The sequence below is a fragment of the Auritidibacter ignavus genome (genome assembly GCF_003703835.1).
Classification (GTDB): Bacteria; Actinomycetota; Actinomycetes; order Actinomycetales; family Micrococcaceae; genus Auritidibacter; species Auritidibacter ignavus.
Genome location: NZ_RDQR01000017.1, coordinates 40,324 through 55,363 on the forward strand (window position 1 = coordinate 40,324; position 15,040 = coordinate 55,363).

The following is a 15,040-nucleotide window of genomic DNA, read 5'->3' on the forward strand; positions in this document are numbered from 1 at the left end:
AACTATGGCAAAACGATCAAAAGTAGTGGTCATGATCTTCGCGGTCGCACTATTTTTGGTTGGCATTTTCGTGGCCTACCAGTTCATCCGGGGACTCATTCAACCTCTAGATACCCTGCGTGATCCCTTCCCCGATCAACGCCCCAACCCGGCCCCGATCGAAGAAGGAACCCCAGGGCCGATCAATATTTTATTCGTTGCCTCAGCCTCCCGCGACGATACCTCCGAGGCTCTGGAGGAGAACTTGGAGGACCGGGCGCAATCGCTGTTCGTCGTCCACCTGACGAATTCTCGTCGTTATGCCCAAGCGGTGGCTTTCCCACCCCAGCTCAAGGTTCCCGACCAGCCCTTCACCCTTGGTGAAGCCATGGGTGCCACCCGTGAAGTCTCAACGCTGGTGGCATCCATCGAAACTCTTGTGGACGTTCCCATGGACCACGTCGTGTTGCTCGACCTGAACGCCCTGGCACCTCTGGCCGAAATCACCGGCGGATTTCCCGACCCTGACAGCGAGGACGCCGTGCTTGAACCCAAACAGGTCGGCACTTTAATAGACGACAGCATCACCGAGCACGGCATGTCCCCGACACAGACCGAAACGGTGATGACAGGAATGCTCCAGGCCCTGTCCGAATCAGAGGTGCGACGCAATCCCGGAGTCGCCAAAGACGTAGTAGAGCTTATGCAGGAGAACATGGTGGCCGATAACGGCCTGGACTCCTCCGAGCTGCGCACGCTGATGCGTTCCACCTCTGCCTTGGGAAACATCACCTGGTGCCCTTTGGCCACCGGCGATGGGGGTCGGCAGGCCAATGCGCAGAAACTGGTGGAATTACGCGAACGCTTCCGCAACGACACCCTGGCTGAGTGCTCTTAAAACCGCCTCGGAGGTTCCATACTCCGTCCCAGCCCATAGTTGAATCCGACCTCAAGTTCAGGCTAATCTGTGAGATGTAGACCACAACAGAACGGATTCTTAGCTATGTCGATCACCGCGACGTCAGTCTATTTAGCACAGCGCCCCGAGGGGTTGCCTGATGAGTCGACCTGGGAGATTCGCCAGCACGAACTCCCCACCGAGCTCAACGAGTCAGAAATTCTGGTCAAGGTCAATTACCTCTCCTTGGATCCAGCGATGCGTGGCTGGCTGAACGATGTGCGTTCCTATGTTCCCCCCGTACAGATCGGGGAGATCATGCGCGCGTTGGGCACCGGTGAAGTTCTCGAGTCCAATAACCCCAACTTCTCCCCCGGCGATCGTGTCCAGGGTCTGTTCGGCGTCACCGACTACGCTATCTCCGATGGCCGTGGCGTAACAGGCATTGACCTGGATGTGGCCGCTGAACCCACCTGGTTGGGTGCTCTCGGCATGCCGGGAATGACCGGGTACTTTGGTCTGCTCGATGTCGGAGAACTACAGGATGGCGACACCGTGCTGATCTCAGCAGCAGCCGGCGCCGTCGGCTCGGTGGCCGGCCAATTGGCCAAAGCCCGCGGGTGTCGGGTGATCGGTATTGCCGGTGGCGAAGAGAAATGTGCCTGGTTGACAGAAATCGGGTTCGATGAAGCCATCAACTACAAGAACGAAAAAGTTCTGTCCCGACTCAGGGAGGTCGCTCCCGATGGCATCAATGTGTTCTTCGATAATGTCGGCGGCACGATCCTGGATGCTGGTCTCGCCAATCTCGCCCGCGGTGCCCGTGTCGTGATCTGCGGAGCCGTCTCCACGTATAACGACCCCACTCTCGCCCCGGGACCCAGCCGGTACATGTCGCTGCTGGTCTTCCGTGCACGTATGCAGGGCTTCGTGGTCTTTGACTACCGTGATCGCTACCCCGAGGCGGTCGAAGCGATTGCGGCCCACATCTCCAATGGTTCCCTGGTTGCCCGCGAAACCGTCGTCGGCGGTGGCGTACGGGGCTTCCCCGAAGCTTTGTTGGGCCTATTCCAGGGCGTCAACACCGGAAAACTCGTTCTCGAAATCTAATTCTGCGCAGAAAGGCAACACATCATGACAGAAGCGGTTATTGTTTCCACCGCCAGGACTCCAATTGGTCGAGCCTATAAGGGTGCATTCAACGACACCCAAGGCCAGGAACTTGCCGGCCACGCGATCGCGGAGGCGGTCAAGCGTGCCGGTATTTCACCCGAAGAGATCGACGATGTCGTCTTCGGTTGCGCGCTCCAACAAGGCTCTACCGGCAACAACATTGCCCGCCAGGCTGCTCTGCGCGCCGGCCTGCCGAACACGGTAGCCGGCATGAGCGTGGACCGGCAGTGCGCCTCCGGCCTGATGGCCATTGCCACCGCAGCCAAGGAAATCATCGTCGATGGATTCGACGTGGCCGTCGGTGGTGGGGTGGAGTCCATCTCACTGGTCCAGAACCAGCAGATGAACACCTACCGTGCCGAGGACCCGTGGCTGGTCGACAACGTGCCCGACACCTACATGCCCATGCTACACACTGCTGAGGTGGTGGCTGAACGCTACGGCGTAACCCGTGCCCAGCAGGATGAGTATGCACTGAGTTCCCAGGAGCGCACCGCCGCCGCCCAGGCCGCCGGTCGCCTCGATGACGAAATCGTCCCGCTACCCTCGACCAAGTTGGTCCTCAATAAAGAGACCGGCGAAACCTCCACCGAAGAGGTTGAGCTCACCAAGGACGAGGGTAACCGTCCGTCCACCACCCTCGAGACCCTGCAGGGGCTGAATCCGGTGCTACCCGATGGCACTGTCACCCAGCACTCCACCATTACCGCCGGTAACGCCTCGCAACTGTCCGACGGCGCCTCCGCTTCGGTGCTGGTCAGCGATAAGGTCGCTAAAGAACGTGGCCTGACTCCCTTGGGCACCTACCGTGGCATCGCCGTGGCCGGTTGCAAACCTGATGAAATGGGTATTGGCCCGGTCTTCGCGATCCCGAAGTTGCTCAAACAGCACAACCTGGATCTCAACGACATTGGCCTGTGGGAACTGAACGAAGCCTTCGCTTCTCAGGCCGTATACTGTCGCGACAAGCTGGGCATCGACCCCGAGAAATACAACGTCAACGGTGGCGGTATCTCTATTGGTCACCCCTACGGCATGACGGGGGCTCGTCTGGTCGGTCACGCTCTGTTGGAAGGTCGCCGTCGCGGTGTGCAGTACGTCGTGGTGACCATGTGTATCGGTGGTGGCATGGGTGCTGCTGGACTGTTCGAGGTGAACAACGCATGAGTCAAGAAGTACTGACCGACATTCGCGACGGAGTCGGCATCATCACCCTGAACCGACCGGAACGTCGCAACGCCCTGAACCACGCTATGCTCACGGGGCTGGCCGATGCCCTGGAGGCCTTCGCAACCGACGATAGCGTCGGCGCGGTGGTGCTCACCGGCGCCGGTGGTGCCTTCTGCTCCGGTGGCGATGTGCAAGGTTTCGCTGAGCAGGGTGGTGAAGGTGGTGGAGCCACCGAGATCGACGACGAGGCAGCTCAAGCCCAGTTGGAAGCCCAGCGCACCACCACCGGCCGGATCTACTCGTTCCCGAAACCGGTCGTTGCCAGCCTGCCCGGTGCCTTTGCCGGAGCCGGTGCTGGTCTCGCGTTGGCCGCCGATCTGCGAATCGGTAGCGAAAAGACCGTGTTTGCCACCGCGTTCGCCAACGTGGGGCTCGGTGGAGACTTCGGTGTGGCGTGGTTGCTCAACCAGCTGGTGGGTCCAGCCAAGGCTCGCGAGTACCTTTTCCTGTCTCCGAAGTTGCGTGGTCAACAGTGCTATGAGGCAGGTCTGATCAACCAGATTGTAGCTCACGAGGTCATCGATGAGTCTGCGATCGCCATCGCCTCGCAACTGGCCTCCAGCTCATCGCCGGCACTGCATGCGATCAAGCAGAACCTGCTGGATGCTCCCACCGTGTCCTTGGATGAAGCCATGCAGGCTGAGGTCTACCGGCACAAAGCCACCGGCCTGACCGCAGAGCACCAACGCGCGGTAGAAGCTTTCGTCACTAAGCAAGCACCGGAATTCAGCACGGGCTGGGTGATGGACTAATGACCACCCCGTTCACCGATCAGGTGGCGATCGTCACCGGCGCGGGTGGCGGCATTGGAGCCGCCCTTGCTCAGGCGTTGTTGGAGGCCGGCGCCCGGGTGTTGCTCACCGATCTAGACCAAACCAAGCTCGATGCTCAAGCCGAGGCACTGGCAACTACCTACCACGACCGTTTTGTCACGGTCGCCGGCAACGCCGCCTCACTGGAGGACATTCGAGGCTTCCGCCGTACCGCACACGAAACCTTCGAGGTCGAGGCCATCGACCTTTATGTTGCCAACGCCGGCATCGCTGGCGCTGCTGGCCTGGAAGTCAGCGACGATGACTGGAATAAGGCCATCGAGATCAATGTGATGGCCCACGTCCGGGCAGCGCAGGTCTTCGTCCCCGACTGGATCGAGCGTGGGAGCGGTCATTTCCTCTCCACTGCCTCGGCGGCCGGTCTGCTGACTCAGATCGGTTCGGCCGTGTATGCGGTCACCAAGCACGCAGCGGTGTCATTTGCGGAGTGGCTGTCGATCACCTACGGACATCAGGGGATCGACGTCTCCTGCCTCTGTCCGCTGGGGGTCAATACCAACCTGCTGATGGACTTGGCCTCCGCCGATGATGCCTCCCGGGCTGCTCACCAGTCGGTGACCGCCAGCGCCGAGGTGCTCAGCCCCGAGCAGGTTGCCGAGCATACCCTGGCTGCCCTCGAGCGGAAGGACTTCTTGATCCTGCCGCACGAACAGCTCAAGACCTACATCTCACGCAAAAACAGCGACTACCCACGCTGGATGGAAGGGATGCGCCGGTACCAGGACACCCTCCTTGCAGCAACCACATCAGACTCATAACACCCCACAACAGGAGAACATCATGGATTTCAGTTTCTCAGATCGTTGTCAGGATTACCGGCAACGACTCCTCGACTTTATGGACGAACACATCTACCCAGCCGAGCCGGTCTTCGAACAACAGATGCACGAATCCGGGGATGACAACTTCCACCCACCGATCATGGAAGAGCTCAAGGCCGAAGCCAAATCCCGCGGTCTGTGGAACCTGTTCCACCCCCACGCCAATGAAGAGTGGGGTAGCCCGGGCCTGTCGAACCTCGACTATGCTCCCCTGGCCGAGATCATGGGCCGTAGCCCGGGCTTGGCTCCCGAGGCCACCAACTGCAATGCTCCCGATACCGGAAACATGGAAGTTCTGGAGCTGTTCGGAACTGAGGAGCACCGCGAGCGCTGGCTCAAACCGCTGCTGGCTGGCGAGATCGCTTCAGCCTTCTGCATGACCGAGCCCGAGGTGGCCAGCTCCGATGCCACTAATATCCAGCTGCGGATGGAACGCAACGGTGATCACTACATCCTCAACGGCCGTAAGTGGTTCGCATCCAACGCCCTGCACCCGCTATGTCGTGTGCTGATCGTGATGGGTAAGACCGACCCTGAGGCTGATACGCACCGCCAACAGTCGATGATGGTTGTCCCCATCGACGCACCGGGTGTCACCGTAGTCCGCGGTCTGCCGGTCTTCGGCTACATGGATCGTGAGGGTCACGCAGAAGTGACCTTCGAAAACGTCAAGGTTCCCGTAACCGACCTGCTGGCCGGAGAAGGCGACGGCTTCAAGATCAGCCAGGCCCGCTTGGGCCCGGGACGCATCCATCACTGTATGCGCACCATCGGTGCCGCCGAGCGTGCCCTAGATCTGATGATCACTCGTGCCCAGAGTCGCGAAACCTTCGGTCAGCCACTTTCCGAGCGGGCCAACATCCAGGACTGGATTGCCGAGTCTCGCATTGAGATCGAAATGAACCGGTTGCTGGTGCTTAAGGCCGCCTGGCTGATGGACACCGTGGGTAACCGTGAGGCGCGCACCGAGATTGCCGCGATCAAGGTGGCCGCCCCGAACATGGCCTTGAAGGTCATCGACCGGGCGATTCAGGTCCATGGTGGTGGCGGTGTCACCAATGACTTCCCGCTGGCCGAGTTCTGGGCTGCTCAGCGCACCCTGCGGTTGGCCGATGGCCCTGATGAGGTCCACAAGCGCACCATTGCTCGCATGGAACTCAAGCGTCTACGCGACACCGTAGCGAAATAATAGCCTGCAGACAGTCGAGGCCAGAATCAGATCCCGCACCGTGCTGGGATTCTGCTTCTGGCCTCTTGGTTTAACGACATGGGTGCCCTCGATCAGCGCAGACACCAGGGCACCAGAAAAAAGAACGATTCAGAGAGAAAAGAAAAACTTAGTCCTGATCGATGCTGGCGTGATCGATGCTGAGCGCGCCACACCACATGCGAGTGGTGGTCGCCACCAGCTCATCGATGGTGTAGTTCGTAGCGTTCAGAGCAAAGTTGAAGTATGCCAGGCGGGAGACCATCCCAGACAACGCACGAGAGGCAAGAATGGGATCTAGGTTGGCATCAGCAAGTCCGCGTCGCTGTAACTCTTCGATCGAATGGGCATTGCGTTCAATAAAACGCATGCCCCGCTCGTAGCGAAGCTTCATAAAATTCGGATCAACCTGGGCAACTTCTTCCATTAGTCCCATAAGCTTTGCGTTGGACTGGTAAGACTCGAAATAATGGCGGTTGCTGGCTTCAATAACCTCGGCCGGATCGGCACCTTCGGTATCTCCCACCGAGAGGTGCAACATCTCGTTCTTGGCCGTTTCCATCAGAGCCTCGAAGATTTCTTCTTTCGAGGTGAAATACGTATAAAAAGTCCCGGTCGAACAACCGGCTTCGACGGTGATATCGGTCAGCCGTGCATCCAAATAGCCGTCACGTTCGAACACCACCCGCGCTGCCCGCAACAGCGCTGCCCGAGTCTTTTCACCGCGTGCAGTACGTGGCTTTAACGTTGACTCTGGCATCGGTGGCTCCTTGGACTGGGGATGGTGTTCGAACGATGTAGACTTGTGCGACTCTACAACAGGTGCCGCACGCTACAGAGTGATATCGACCAACGGCGCGAGGTCTTCGCGGTGGGTACCGGGGGTGCCCAAGCCCAGCTGGTCGGCTTTAGCCCGCTTCAAAAGCAGGTGAATCGGGAACTCCCAGGTCATCCCATTACCACCGTGGAGCTGGACGGCTTCCTCAGCAGCCTTGACCGCCACGTCCGCGTTATAGGATGCCGCCACCGCGGTCGCGATGGGCAGATCCTGATCGGCATCGTTCAGCACTCCGGCTGCGTAGCGAGCCGCGGCCTGTGCGGAGGTCACCTGCAGATACAGATCGGCCAGCCGGTGCTTGATGGCCTGGAAGGAACCGATCGGGCGAGCGAACTGGATACGGGTCTTCACGTATTCGACCGTGGTGGTCAAGCACTGATAGGCCACACCGTACTGTTCACTGGCCAGTAGCGCCGTGGCACTGCGCAATCCGAAGTCCACCGCCGCCACGGCCTGGTCGCCACTGGCCAGCACGGTACCTTCTCCAAGACCAGACACGGTCGCCAGGGGCCGGGACATATCCAGGCTGGTCACCGGTTCAACGGTGGCCTGCTCAGCTTCGATGAGGTGCAGGTTCACGCCATCGGCCGAAGCCAAGGGCACCAACAGCAAATCCGCACCCCAGGCACCGGCTACCGGGGTAACCGAGCTACCCGCCTCAACGGCAGACCAGTGTCCAGCACGAGCGCTGAACGGTAGCACCAAGGCAGCGGTCTTTTCGCCGCTGGCCAGCTGTTCCAACGCGTCACCAGCCTCGAGGTGGTTCAACACCTGGGTGGCCAACACCGAGGAGGTCAAAAACGGCACCGGTGCCACCGCACCACCGAGTTCTTCCAGCACGGTGGCCGCTTCACGTGGTCCGCCACCAAATCCGCCGTGGTCCTCGCTGACCAACAGACCGGCCAAGCCAATCTCACCGGCCAGAGCGTCCCACAGTGCAGTGTGCCAGGGCTGGGGGTTGTCGTAGAGATCGGCGACATCAGCCGAGCTCAAGTGTCGCGACAGTGCATCTTTGACCGCATCGCGCAGGTCGGTTTCATCTTCGGTATACAGCAAATTGGTCATCGTGGCACATCCTTGAAGGGAATTCCTTTATCGGGGCGAGCTTCTTGGGGCAGACCGAGTACGCGCTCAGCTACCACATTGCGCATGATTTCTGAGGAACCGCCTTCGATCGAGTTCCCCTTGGCACGCAGGTAGCGGAATCCGGCATCGCGACCCAAGAAATCTGCCTTCGTGGGACGACGCAGCTCCCAATCCTCATAGACCAGGCCTGCATCCGGATCGAGCTCGAGGGCCACACCGGTGACCGCCTGAGCCTGAGTGGCAAAGGCCAACTTCAGCGCCGAAGATTCTGGTCCGGGCTGACCAACTTCCAGTTGTTGGCGCACTCGCTCACCCACCAGCCGGGTGACTTCGGTTTCCACCCACCAGTGCAAAATCTCTTGTTGTGCAGCGGGGGTCCGTAGTTGCGGGTTCTCCCGCCATTGACGAGCCAACAGCCCAATCTGACCGGCTTCACGATCGGCCCCAGCACCAATGGCAACACGCTCATTATTCAGCGTGGCATTGGCGACCCGCCAGCCTTCGCCGGTCTCACCAACACGGTCTGCATCAGGAATCTTCACATCCTGCAGGAAGACCTCGTTGAACTCGGCTTCACCGGTGATCTGGCGTAAGGGGCGGACCTCGACTCCCGGGTCTGACATATCAACCAGGAAGTAGGTCATGCCGGCGTGCTTGGGTACCTCAATGTCAGTACGGGCTACCAGAATCGCCCGCTGAGCCTGGTGGGCCACCGAGGTCCAGACCTTCTGACCGTTGACCGTCCAGGTATCTCCATCCAACACCGCGCGGGTAGACACCGCGGCCAAGTCAGAGCCGGCACCGGGCTCGGAGAAGAGCTGGCACCAGATTTCTTCGCTGGTGTAGAGCGGGCGCAGGTACTTGTTCTGCTGCTCTTCGGTACCCTTAGCGATCAGGGTCGGAGCGACCATACCCAGACCAATGCCGTTACCGTTGGTATCTGGGCCAGGTGCGCCGGCTTCTGCCAGGCGAGTATTGACGAAGTCGTTGTACTCGCGCGGTAGGCCCAGGCCACCGTGTCCCTCAGGGAAATGCACCCAGGCGAGACCGGCATCAAAGCGGGCTCCGAGGAATTCTTGAACATTGGAGGTATCGTGTTCGGCCAGGAGGCGATCTATCCTCTCGGATAGCAGCTGGACGGGATCAGTCACGAGACACTCTCCCTTCTTTCTCTATGTTGTGTGTATCCGTTGGGGGTCTATATTGCGGTCATCTAGAGATGGTCTAGGACCGTTGCGGGGCGCTGGAGACTCGCACGCCCTGGTCACGGAGCTCATCCCGGTCGATGGCGCGTTTCAGGATTTTGCCGGTCGCCCCCTTGGGCAGCGACTCCACGAAATGATAGATCCGCGGAATCTTGTAGTGCGCCAAATACTCGCCCAGCCATTCCTTCAATGCGGGCGCATCGGGGGTCGCATCGGGGCGCAAGGTAATCACCGCGGCAATTTCTTCACCCAGATGCTCGTCGGGCACCCCGGCTACGGCGACTTCCACCACATCCGGATGGGTGTAGAGCACTTCTTCAACCTCGCGCGGGTAGACGTTGTAGCCACCCCGAATGATCAAATCCTTTTTCCGGTCCACAATGAAGACATAGCCATCTTCATCAATCCGTCCCAGGTCACCGGTGCGGAACCAGCGACCGGTGAAGGTCGCGGCGGTCGCATCAGGACGGCCCCAGTATTCTTTCATCACAACCGGGCCATCGAGCGCGATCTCACCGATCTCATTCACGCCCAGCTCTTGGCCATTATCGTCCAAGATGGTGACGTCGACGCCTTCCACCGGCAGACCGATACTGCCTTCTTTGCGGGTCGCATGGGGCCGGTTTCCGATGCCGTACCCGGTGGTTTCGGTCAGACCGTAGCCTTCAATAACATCTCCGCCGAAGGCTTGATAGAACTTCTTAGCCACCTGGATGGGCAGAGCAGCTCCACCGGAGGTCACCTTCTGCATGTTCGAAAAGTCCTCGGGGCGGTAGGGATTCGGTACGTGCAACATCGCGTTCCACATGGTCGGCACCCCGGATGCTGAAGTGAGTTGGTGCTTGACCATCATCTCCATCATCCCGTGCGGGGTGAACGGGCGAAGTAGCGATAAGCTTGCCCCGCCATGAAAGACGGTGTGCATCACCGCTACTTGTGCAAACACATGGAACATCGGCAACCCCGTGCCCAGACTGTCCGAGGAGCCCAACTCGTTGGTGGTTGCGGCCATGCGACCGCAGGCCATGATGTTGTTGTGCGTCAGCACCGCACCTTTCGGACGTCCGGTGGTCCCGGAGGTGTACAGAATAGCCATCGGGGTTCCATCGGCGAGATCGGCGGGATCAGCCAGGGAGTCGGCGACCAGATCGTCAAAAACCCCAGGCTCCAGGAGCCAGGTGGAGACATCTGTGGCCTCGGCAGCTTTCTCGAGTTGTTCGAAACCTTTGCCGTCTTCCTTCCACCCCAAGGCCAACACAGGTTCTGAGTCCTCGATGAAGTACTGCAGTTCGCGAGCGGTGCAGGCTGCGTTGACGGTCACCGCGATAGCGCCCAGCGCAGCCAAGGCGTGATAGGCCAGCACGAACTCCGCTGAGGTGGGTACCACGAAAAGGACCCGATCCCCCGGTTGGATGCCACGGCGCTGAAATTCCGGGATCACACCGCTGATGTTGCGAGCGAGCCGGTCATACGACCAGATACGTTCGGCCTCATCGACCCCTTCACGCAAGGCGTTGGCTTCAGGTTGTTGCTGGGCGTGATTCCAGATGATGTCTACCAAATTGGTCATGGCGGTCCTTCTCCACATTAAGATGTGATCTACCTCTCATACAGCTTATATCGAACTTGAGATCAGATTCAAGACAACTGCGCAAGAGAAAAATGATCCATTGAATCCGAGTTCAGGTTCACTTAACATGAAGGTGATATAGCTCACCTACGAGAAGGAGATATCACGATGGTAGAAGTCACCACCGTCAGCTCGATCGCCGAACTGAAAGAACTCCAGGGCAAGGAACTGGGACCTACGGAGTGGTACACGGTTGATCAGGATAAAGTCAACGCTTTCGCCGATGCCACCGAGGATCATCAGTGGATCCACGTCGATGTCGAACGCGCCAAGGCCAGCCCGTTGGGTGGCACCATTGTTCACGGGCTGTTCACGCTGTCGCTGGGCCCGTATTTTTCTGAGCAGCTGATTCGGCTGGAGGGCTTTACCCACACCTTGAACTACGGATATAACAAGGTCCGTTTCCCCCATCCCCTGCCGGTGGGGACCCGAATTCGCGTGACCTCGACAATTTCTTCGGTGGAAGAAGTCGGCGAGGGTTCAGCCCAGGTCACCACCGTGCAGGTGTATGAGGCCGAAGGTATTGAAAAGCCGGTTTGTGTTGCCGAGGCCCTGGGACGTTACACAGAGTAATTACTCAGCAAGTCGCTCAACTGAGCGCGAGTGCTGGTGGCATCGGTATGGCGGATGGCTCCCATCCCCAACCGGGCCGCTGCATCGAGATTGTGCTGAAGATCGTCAATCATCACCGTCTGTTCAGGAGCTACCTCGAGCTTCTGGCAGGCGGTGAGGTATGCCACGCGTGAGGGCTTGCGTGCGCCGATGACTCCGGAGATGGTGACCGCATCGAACATGGACTCCAGATCAAAGCCAGCATAGGTATTGTCGCCGAAAGAGTTTGACAATAAGCCGGTCGGGACACCGGCTTGACGAATTTCTGCCACGAGGTCGATGGTCTCCCGGTCCGGGTGGAGGTAAGACTGAATCTCCTCAATGGTCCCGCGATCAGGCACCTGCAGTCCGTGCTCCGCCAGTTCCTCGTGGTAGCCCTGTTCGAATTCGGCCGCGGAGATGCGACCTTCTTCGTGGGCACCGAGCAACTTGGCAGAGGCGGATCCTTTGGTACCCAGGATCTTCAACGGCAGGTCACGGTTACCGTACTTGTCTCCGAAAGCTTGGAATCCTGCCAGCAACGAGGTGGTCAGCACTCCGCCGAAGTCAAACATCACGGCAGAGTACTGACCAGAGCTGGCACCATCAGATGGTGTCGGCTGCTGATTAGTCAAAGGGACCGCCACCTGCATAAATAACCTGACCGTTCACGTAGCCAGCGCCTTCGGAAATCAGGAAGGAGGCCAGGTGGGCAACGTCGTCGGGCTTACCGCTGCGGGCAACCGGGATCTGCGCAACGGTTTTTTCAATAAATTCGTCGAAGCTGATACCAATGCGTTCGGCCGTGGCAGCGGTCATATCCGATTCGATAAAACCGGGGGCAATTGCATTGGTGGTGACACCGAATTTACCCAGCTCGATCGCCAGGGTCTTGGTAAAGCCCTGCAGACCAGCCTTGGCAGCGGAGTAGTTGGCCTGACCACGACTGCCTAAGGCTGAAACACTGGAGAGATTCACGATACGACCGAAGCCAGCCTCCGTCATATACTTCTGGGTTTCGCGCGACATCAGGAAGGCACCGCGCAAGTGCACACCCATCACGGCATCCCAGTCGTCCACGGTCATCTTGAACAGCAGGTTGTCGCGGATGATGCCGGCGTTGTTGACCAGCACGGTCGGGGCGCCGAGCTCATCGGCAACCTTGGCAACAGCGGCCTTGACCGAGTCTTCATCGGAGACATCAGCGCCGACGGCCAGGGCCTGGCCACCGGCGGAGGTGATGGCATCGACGGTCTTCTGGGACTGCTCTTCGGCCAGATCCAGCACCGCAACTTTCAGGCCATCAGAGGCCAGACGCTGGGCGATGGCTGCACCGATGCCGCGACCGGCACCGGTAACGATGGCAACGCGTGGTTCAGTAGTGGACATGGGGTACTCCTTCAAATCGAGTTGGAATCGTGGAAAATCAGGGGGTCCGGGGGGCTAACGGAGCTTCAGGCTACCGGAATCCGGAGCCAGCCAGCTGAGCTGACGATCGTGGGCCAGTCGCTGGTCGAGTTTGTCACCGAGCTCGTCATTCCAGGCGGTCGAACGCCGCGTGGACATATCGACGTGAATATCGGCGAATTCGGCCATCGAAGCCACGTCGCCGGTGGTGAGGTTCGCAGCAATGGCCACACCGCGCAAGAGTTTCGCGTTGCGGTCCACCAGGCGCACATAGCCACCGAGTTTGGCACCGATCTGAATTTCATGGGCGAAGGTCACGTGCTGTTCCAGCGTAAAGGTGCTGCGTCCATGGGTCTGGATGTAGTCGGGGGTGATGCCCATGGACATCAGACCGTAGTGCAGGGTGTGCATCAAGAACTCGTAGTGCCCCAAGACGTTGACGTGATCGTTGTAGTCACGCCACCGTTCGGGGGCGGTCACAGAATAAACCTGCTCGAGCTCTCCCAGCTCATCGAGAGTGGGAATGTAGATGCGCTGGGAGGATGCCTCGGTGCTCATGCGCGCAGGACCACCTTTCCGGTCGCGGTGCGCGTTTCCAGAACTTGTAGGGCTTTGCTGGCCTCAGCGAGATCAAAGACCGGGCCGAGCGGTGGCACCAGACGACCGGCGGCCAGGTGCTCTTCCATATCGGCGAACTGCTCGGCAATAAAGCCGGGCTTGTTCAGCCCAAAGGCACCCCAGCCGACACCGACCACCGAAATATTGTTCAGCAGCAGGCGGTTGACCTTGACCTCGGGGATGGAACCGGCGGTAAAGCCGATAACCAATAGTCGACCCTCCGGCTTCAGGGCGCGCAACGAGTCGGTGAAGCGGTCACCTCCAACCGGGTCCACCACAATGTCCACGGAAGACCGGCCGAGTTCCTCGAGGAAATTCTCGGAGTTCACCACATGGTCGGCGCCGGCCGCGCGGGCGATCTCGGCCTTCTCTTCGGTGGAGGTCACGCCAATCACCTCGCGAGCGCCGAAAGCTTTGGCGATCTGAATCGCGGAGGTACCGATACCGCCGGCGGCACCGTGAACGAGGACGGTGTCCTCGGAGCTCATCGCCCCGCGACGGCGGAGCGCGAACTGGCAGGTGCAGTAGTTGAACAAAAAGGCTGCCCCCTGCTCAAAGCTGATGTTGTCCGGGAGTTTGAAGGTCAGGTCAGCCCGGGCGGTGACTTTCTCGGCGAACCCACCGAGCAAGCACAGCGCTGCCACGCGGTCTCCGGGAACCAGTCCGGTGAACTCGGGGGCGTCGAGGACTTCGCCGGAGACTTCGGCTCCGGGGATGAACGGCAAATCAGGCTTCATCTGGTACTGCCCGCGCGTTTGAAGCAGTTCCGGAAAGGCCACCCCGGCGGCCTTGACCTGGATCAGTACTTCCTTATCGGGGTCAGTGACAACGGGGTCATCGACCTCGTTCAATTCGATGGCTTCGGGTCCTTCTAGTTGTGTGATCTGTATCGCACGCATACACCAAACATAGATGAACTTGAGTCCAGATTCAATAATGAAGTGTCCCAGGTTTTGTTCCGTCCTAAAATGAGAGGATAGAACTATGCCAACCAAATACCCGCAGTCGTTTAAAGATCGTGCCACGCGCATGGTGTTTGATCGGCTTGAAGATGAAGACGCGCCGAGCCGGTATGTGGTGATTCGTGAAACCGCGCCCAAGCTCAGTATCGCGACAGAGACGTTGCGTCGTTGGGTGGAACAAGCTGAAGTGGATACCGGTCAGAAGTCAGGGGTGTCCACGGATGCCCAAGCGCAAATCCGGAAGCTGAAGCGGGAGAACGCGGAGCTGCGCCGGGCTAATGAGATCCTCAAGACGGCGTCAGCTTTTTTCGCAGCGGAACTCGACCGCCCCACGACGAGATGATTGCTTACATTGAGATGTTCAGGGATCGTTTCGGAGTCGAGTCCATCTGTCGTGTTTTGGGTGCGACAGACCGTGGGTTCATCACCTCAGGCGGCTATCGGGCGGCGAAAGCCCGTCCTGCCAGTGATCGTTCGCGTCGGGATGCAGCCCTGATCCCAGTGGTCAAAGAGCTGCACCAAGCCAATTATGGGGTTTATGGGGTGGGCAAAATGTGGCATG

General features: G+C 59.4%; 16 protein-coding genes and 1 pseudogene. 9 read left to right on the forward strand and 8 right to left on the reverse strand.

The window, feature by feature from the left end:
• The first annotated feature begins 4 nt into the window (after positions 1–4).
• From DYI20_RS08945 to DYI20_RS08970, 6 genes are all read left to right on the forward strand, one after another.
• The gene (locus DYI20_RS08945) at positions 5–877 is read left to right on the forward strand and encodes an LCP family protein (protein ID WP_147472550.1); all 873 of its coding nucleotides are present in this window, start codon (positions 5–7) and stop codon (positions 875–877) included.
• 105 nt (positions 878–982) lie between these two features.
• Positions 983–1,987, forward strand: coding sequence for an NADP-dependent oxidoreductase (locus DYI20_RS08950; RefSeq protein ID WP_183145622.1), 1,005 nt, complete (start codon positions 983–985; stop codon positions 1,985–1,987).
• Positions 1,988–2,011: 24 nt separating this feature from the next.
• Positions 2,012–3,217, forward strand: a complete 1,206-nt coding sequence (locus DYI20_RS08955) for an acetyl-CoA C-acyltransferase (protein WP_110099246.1) — start codon at positions 2,012–2,014, stop codon at positions 3,215–3,217.
• A complete protein-coding gene (locus DYI20_RS08960) occupies positions 3,214–4,032 on the forward strand; it encodes an enoyl-CoA hydratase-related protein (protein ID WP_110099245.1) in 819 nt (272 codons plus the stop codon). Before DYI20_RS08955 ends, DYI20_RS08960 begins: the two co-directional genes overlap by 4 nt.
• On the forward strand, positions 4,032–4,871 hold the full coding sequence (locus DYI20_RS08965; RefSeq protein WP_122549347.1) for an SDR family oxidoreductase: 840 nt from the start codon (positions 4,032–4,034) through the stop codon (positions 4,869–4,871). The genes DYI20_RS08960 and DYI20_RS08965 overlap by 1 nt, the downstream gene beginning before the upstream one ends.
• A 22-nt stretch (positions 4,872–4,893) precedes the next feature.
• Positions 4,894–6,123 (forward strand): acyl-CoA dehydrogenase family protein, encoded by a 1,230-nt coding sequence (locus DYI20_RS08970; protein ID WP_110099243.1) that lies wholly within the window; start codon positions 4,894–4,896, stop codon positions 6,121–6,123.
• A gap of 148 nt (positions 6,124–6,271) precedes the next feature.
• Here the strand turns inward: DYI20_RS08970 and DYI20_RS08975 are convergent, their stop codons facing one another.
• The 4 genes from DYI20_RS08975 to DYI20_RS08990 form a co-directional block, all read right to left on the reverse strand.
• Positions 6,272–6,901: a TetR/AcrR family transcriptional regulator gene (locus tag DYI20_RS08975; protein WP_110099242.1), complete on the reverse strand. Its 630-nt coding sequence runs from the start codon at positions 6,899–6,901 to the stop codon at positions 6,272–6,274.
• A gap of 72 nt (positions 6,902–6,973) precedes the next feature.
• The gene (locus DYI20_RS08980; protein WP_122549348.1) at positions 6,974–8,044 is read right to left on the reverse strand and encodes an acyl-CoA dehydrogenase family protein; all 1,071 of its coding nucleotides are present in this window, start codon (positions 8,042–8,044) and stop codon (positions 6,974–6,976) included.
• Positions 8,041–9,216, reverse strand: coding sequence for an acyl-CoA dehydrogenase family protein (locus DYI20_RS08985; protein ID WP_122549349.1), 1,176 nt, complete (start codon positions 9,214–9,216; stop codon positions 8,041–8,043). The genes DYI20_RS08980 and DYI20_RS08985 overlap by 4 nt, the downstream gene beginning before the upstream one ends.
• 73 nt (positions 9,217–9,289) lie before the next feature.
• Positions 9,290–10,840 (reverse strand): class I adenylate-forming enzyme family protein, encoded by a 1,551-nt coding sequence (locus tag DYI20_RS08990; RefSeq protein WP_110101618.1) that lies wholly within the window; start codon positions 10,838–10,840, stop codon positions 9,290–9,292.
• Positions 10,841–11,008: 168 nt separating this feature from the next.
• On the opposite strand from DYI20_RS08990, the gene DYI20_RS08995 reads away from it, so the two are divergent.
• The gene (locus DYI20_RS08995; RefSeq protein ID WP_122549350.1) at positions 11,009–11,473 is read left to right on the forward strand and encodes a MaoC family dehydratase; all 465 of its coding nucleotides are present in this window, start codon (positions 11,009–11,011) and stop codon (positions 11,471–11,473) included.
• On the opposite strand, the gene DYI20_RS09000 is transcribed toward DYI20_RS08995, so the two are convergent.
• From DYI20_RS09000 to DYI20_RS09015, 4 genes are read right to left on the reverse strand one after another with little or no spacing between them, the layout of a single operon-like run.
• A complete protein-coding gene (locus tag DYI20_RS09000; RefSeq protein WP_208392270.1) occupies positions 11,461–12,126 on the reverse strand; it encodes an HAD family hydrolase in 666 nt (221 codons plus the stop codon). The genes DYI20_RS08995 and DYI20_RS09000 overlap by 13 nt on opposite strands.
• Positions 12,119–12,880 carry a 3-oxoacyl-ACP reductase FabG gene (fabG, locus tag DYI20_RS09005; protein WP_110099236.1) on the reverse strand — a complete coding sequence of 254 codons (762 nt, stop codon included), beginning with the start codon at positions 12,878–12,880 and terminating at the stop codon, positions 12,119–12,121. The genes DYI20_RS09000 and fabG overlap by 8 nt, the downstream gene beginning before the upstream one ends.
• 54 nt (positions 12,881–12,934) lie before the next feature.
• Positions 12,935–13,456: a thioesterase family protein gene (locus tag DYI20_RS09010; protein ID WP_110099235.1), complete on the reverse strand. Its 522-nt coding sequence runs from the start codon at positions 13,454–13,456 to the stop codon at positions 12,935–12,937.
• Complete coding sequence (locus DYI20_RS09015) at positions 13,453–14,415, reverse strand: NADPH:quinone oxidoreductase family protein (protein ID WP_122549352.1); 963 nt, start codon at positions 14,413–14,415, stop codon at positions 13,453–13,455. Before DYI20_RS09015 ends, DYI20_RS09010 begins: the two co-directional genes overlap by 4 nt.
• An 85-nt stretch (positions 14,416–14,500) precedes the next feature.
• Between DYI20_RS09015 and DYI20_RS09020 the strand changes: the two genes are divergently transcribed.
• Both DYI20_RS09020 and DYI20_RS12465 read left to right on the forward strand, forming a co-directional pair.
• Entirely contained in the window at positions 14,501–14,821 is a 321-nt protein-coding gene (locus DYI20_RS09020) for a transposase (RefSeq protein ID WP_122549353.1), read from the forward strand.
• Positions 14,818–15,040 (forward strand): annotated as a pseudogene (locus DYI20_RS12465) (IS3-like element IS3501 family transposase); the annotation flags it as partial. The gene DYI20_RS09020 and the pseudogene DYI20_RS12465, both read left to right, overlap by 4 nt.